The sequence below is a fragment of the Ruegeria sp. AD11(2025) genome (assembly GCF_056542405.1).
Genome location: NZ_JBQFZU010000072.1, coordinates 1 through 4,220, shown reverse-complemented (window position 1 = coordinate 4,220; position 4,220 = coordinate 1). Strand labels below are relative to the sequence as shown.

Genomic DNA, 4,220 nt, shown 5'->3' with positions numbered 1-4,220 from the left:
ATTCGTCGCGCGCTTTCCATTCTTTCCAGCGCAGCACTGCGTTTGCGCCGATTTCTCGGAAGGGTTGGGGTGGCAGGCGTTTGGGTTGGTCTTCGGTTTCAAAATGGCGGGTTATATCGGAGCTGTGGGTGCAGGCCAGTTCCGCCGCTGCGATGCCGGTGAGGGTGCCGCGTGCGGTGCCCAGACCGTTCTGGACGCAGCCGGAATAGATGCCCTGGTCGATCTGGCGCGTGACTGAGACGCCGTTCAGGCTCAGGCACAGGTGGCCGGCCCAATGATATTGCATCTCGGTCCCGGCCAATTGCGGGAAGCGTTGCTCGAACTTGCGCTGCATCACCCGCGATGCCCGCGTCAGATCGCGCGCCCTCGCCGCCAAGCCGGGGCGCAGCGCGGCGCAGGTGCGGGTGATGATGCGATTGCCGCCCTGACCGGTATCAATGCGCCGCATCGTGGTGCCCATCGGATCGGAGGGGGTCACCCCCCAGCGGGGCCGGCCGCCCAGCCGGGCCAGCGCGGCGCTGTCCAGTTCGGGCGTCATCGCCGCAAACAGGAACAGCTGCATCAGCCGGTTGCGCTCGATGCCGAAGCTTTCGAGATGGCCATTGACCGTCAGGATCACTGCGCCGGTGCTGACCGCGCCGCGCCGGGTTTTTACCTGCCACGCGCCGCCGTGCTTTTCGAACCCGGTTACAGCGGAATTCTCGTACAGCGCCACGCCGTCCCCGACCAATCCGGCGGCCAGTCCGCGAATATAGCCTGCGGGCTGCAACATGACCGTTCCGGATGTGTAGAGGCCCGACCGGTAGTGGCGCGAGCCGGTCAGGTCGTGCATCTGCTGGGAATCCAGCATCTCGCTGGTTTCGCCCAACGTCTCGAGGTGCTGTGCATAGCTGACGTTATGGGCATGGCCCGCCGCGCTGGCGGCACCGTTCACTTTGCCCGCCGGATCAAAGAAGTTCGGGTCGATCCGATATTGCTCGACCGCCGCGCGGGCAAAGGCAATCGCCTTCCGGTTCAGGCCGATCATTTTGCGGTCGTCACCGGACCCGGCATAGTCATCCGAGGCCAGATCATGCGGCAGGTCGATCATGAAGCCGGAATTGCGGCCCGCAGCCCCTTCGGCCACGCGCCCGGCCTCCAGCACCACCACTTTCGCATCGGGCTGCAACTGGTGCAGACGCCGCGCGGCCGACAGGCCGGCAAAGCCCGCGCCGACGATGACAAAGTCGGCGGTGGTGTCACTCTCCAGCGCAACCGCCGGGGGCTGGGCGCCAAGAATGGCGCTCCAGGCGGCCGGTCCGCGGTGGACCGGCAGGGTTCTGGCGGTGTAGCGGGTCAATCCACCGCCTCGTCTGCATCATCGGCCAGATCGATCCAGATGGTTTTCAGCTGGGTGTACTGATCATGCGCATGGACCGAGTTGTCGCGGCCGCCAAAGCCCGATTGCTTGAACCCGCCAAACGGGGTCGAGATGTCGCCCTCGCCAAAGCTGTTGACCGTCACGGTACCGGCCCGCAGGGCGCGGGCACCGCGGATGGCGCGTTTGGCATTGGCGGTGAAGATCGACGCGCACAGGCCGTATTCGGTGTCATTGCCGACCGCGATGGCTTCGTCGAAGCCCGAGACCTCGATCACCGACAGGACCGGGCCAAAGATCTCTTCGCGGGCCAGCAGGGCGTTGTTGTCCGCGACCTCGACCACCGTGGCCTCGACAAACCCGTCATTGGCCTTGCCGCCGATCACCACATTCTCGGCCTGATCCAAGTAGCTGCAAACCTTGGCAAAGTGCGCCTCGGACACCAGCGCGCCCATGCGGGTTTCCGGGTCCAGCGGGTCGCCGATATTCCACTGTTTGGCATGATGCGCGATGCGCTCCAGCAATTCGGCCTTGACGTCCTTGTGCACGATCAGGCGCGAACTGGCCGAGCAGTTCTCGCCCATGTTCCAGAACGCGCCGTTGACCAGATGCTGGGCCACGCGGTCCAGGTTCTCGGCATCGTCCATGACGATGGCCGGGTTCTTGCCGCCCATCTCAAGCACAACCTCCTTGGCGTTGCTTTCCGCCGAATAGGTCAGGAACCTCTTGCCGGTCACGGTCGAGCCGGTGAAGGACACCATGTCGATATCCATGTGACGGCCGATCGGTTCGCCCACGTCTCCGCCACCACCGGGCAGGATGTTCAGAACACCGGCGGGCAGTCCGGCCTCGACAGCCAGTTCGGCCACGCGCAGCGCGGTCAGGGTGGTTTCCTTGGCCGGCTTGACGACCAGCGAACAGCCCGCCGCCAGAGCCGGGCCGATCTTCCACGCCAGCATCAGCAGCGGGAAGTTCCACGGCAGCACCAGGCCCACAACGCCGATCGGCTCACGCACCACCATGGCGATGTGATCGTCGCTGGCCGGCGCCACCTGATCATAGATCTTGTCGATCGCCTCGGCGTGCCATTTCAGGCAGTGGATGGTCTCGGGCAGGTCCACGGTCTCGCAGTCGTAGATCGTCTTGCCGCTGTCGAGGCTTTCCATCACCGCCAATTCGCGCGCGTTGCGGGTCATCAGTTTGCACAGCCGGATCAGCACGTCCTTGCGTTCGGACGGGTGCAGTTTCGACCAGCGGCCGTCGTCAAACGCCTCGCGCGCCTTCTCGGCGGCAAAGTCCACGTCCTCGGCACCGCAGGCGGCGATCTCGGCCAGCGTTTCGCCGGTGGCCGGGTTGGTGCTGGTGAAGGTCTTGCCGGAAATCGCCGGGCGGAAGGTGCCGTCGATGAACGCGCCGGTGGGCAGGTTCAGACCTGCGGCAATGGATTTGTATTCGTCCTGTGTCAGCAGATCCATGTGTCTTACCCTTCTGCCACGATGTCGGCGATCTTGCGTTTCAATACGCGCGTGACCTGTTCCAGCGCGCGCTTGTCATCCTTGTTCAGACCCTTCAGGGGCGCGCGCATGACGCCCGCGTCGATCCCGTTCATGGTGACGCCGTGCTTGATGGTCTGGATGAACTTGCCGCCCTGTTCCAGCACATGCATCAGCGGCAGCATCGCGCTCATGATGCGACGGCCCTTGTCAAAGTTGCCCTCGACCACGCAGGCATTGTACAGCGCCACATGTTCCGCGGGCAGGAAGTTCGACCCGCCACAAACCCAGAACGGGGCGCCCCAGGCAAAAAACTCCAGCGCCTGGTCGTCCATGCCGCAGCCCATCTGGACATGCGGATAGTCGCGCGCCAGCAGATGTACCCGGTTGATATCGCCCGAGCTTTCCTTGATGCCGCAGAAGTTGCGGCTGCGGCCGACGCGGTCCAGGAATTCCGCGCCCATCATGGTGCCGGTGCGGTGCGGATAGTTGTACAGCATCACCGGCAGATCAGCCGCCTTGTCGATGGCCAGCGCATTCAGCGCGTTTTCGCGGTCGGTCGGCACCGAATAGGCCGGGCTGGCCAGCAGGATCGCATCCGCGCCGATCTGGCGCGCGCCGGCGGCCAGCGCAATCGAGTCCGGCGTCATCATCGCCCCCGTGCCCACCACCAGCGGCAGGCGGCCTTTCAGGCGCTCATGGGTGAACCTGGCCAGCTCCAGACGCTCGGCAACGGTCTGGGCATAGTTCTCACCGGTCGAGCCGCCCGAGATCAGGCCATGTACGCCGTTCTCGATCAGGTGTTCGATCACGTCGGACAGCGCGTCCCAGTTCACGCTACCATCGGCGTGATAGGGGGTCACGACGGGGGTGTAGATCCCTTCAAAATTGAAAATCGGGGTCATTCAGGTCCTCATGCAGGGGTTTTGCGCGCCATCGTCCCCAGCGGCAGGTCAAGCCCGGCAGGCATGACGAACAGCTCGATCTGGTCGCGCGACAGGTTCCAATGATCGATGGCCAGCTGCGAGGCAGCCGCCTCATCACCCGCCTCGATGGCGGCGATGATGGCGTCATGCTGGGCACTGGCCTCGGACAGGTTCTCCGCCATCTGGCGGTCCTGAGGGCGGTAGAAGGTCATCCCGATACGGGCATGATCGATCAACAACCGCTGAAAAGAGGGCGCAAGATAGATGTTGTCCGCCATCTCGCCCGTGATCTCGTGAAAGCGGTTGTTGGCCATGGCCCGCTCGGCGCTCGAGCCACTCCGAAGCGCCGCCTTGAACGCCTCCTGCGCCGCCTTGAGCGCTCCAACCTGCACACCCGTCGCATTCTTCGCCGCCAACTGCAAAACAGCCCCATACATCATCGGG

General features: G+C 64.4%; 4 protein-coding genes. All 4 read right to left on the bottom strand.

The features are described 5' to 3' along the window. Window positions 1-1,339, bottom strand: a 1,339-nt coding sequence (locus tag ACR1XY_RS24135; RefSeq protein WP_480597289.1) for an NAD(P)/FAD-dependent oxidoreductase, incomplete at its 3' end; no start/stop codon positions are given. Continuing rightward, window positions 1,336-2,832 (bottom strand): aldehyde dehydrogenase, encoded by a 1,497-nt coding sequence (locus ACR1XY_RS24130; protein WP_480597287.1) that lies wholly within the window; start codon window positions 2,830-2,832, stop codon window positions 1,336-1,338. The genes ACR1XY_RS24130 and ACR1XY_RS24135, both read right to left, overlap by 4 nt. Window positions 2,833-2,837: 5 nt before the next feature. Beyond that, a complete protein-coding gene (locus tag ACR1XY_RS24125) occupies window positions 2,838-3,755 on the bottom strand; it encodes a dihydrodipicolinate synthase family protein (RefSeq protein ID WP_480597283.1) in 918 nt (305 codons plus the stop codon). 8 nt (window positions 3,756-3,763) lie between these two features. Beyond that, on the bottom strand, window positions 3,764-4,220 hold a 457-nt coding region (locus ACR1XY_RS24120; protein WP_480597279.1), incomplete at its 5' end, for a GntR family transcriptional regulator.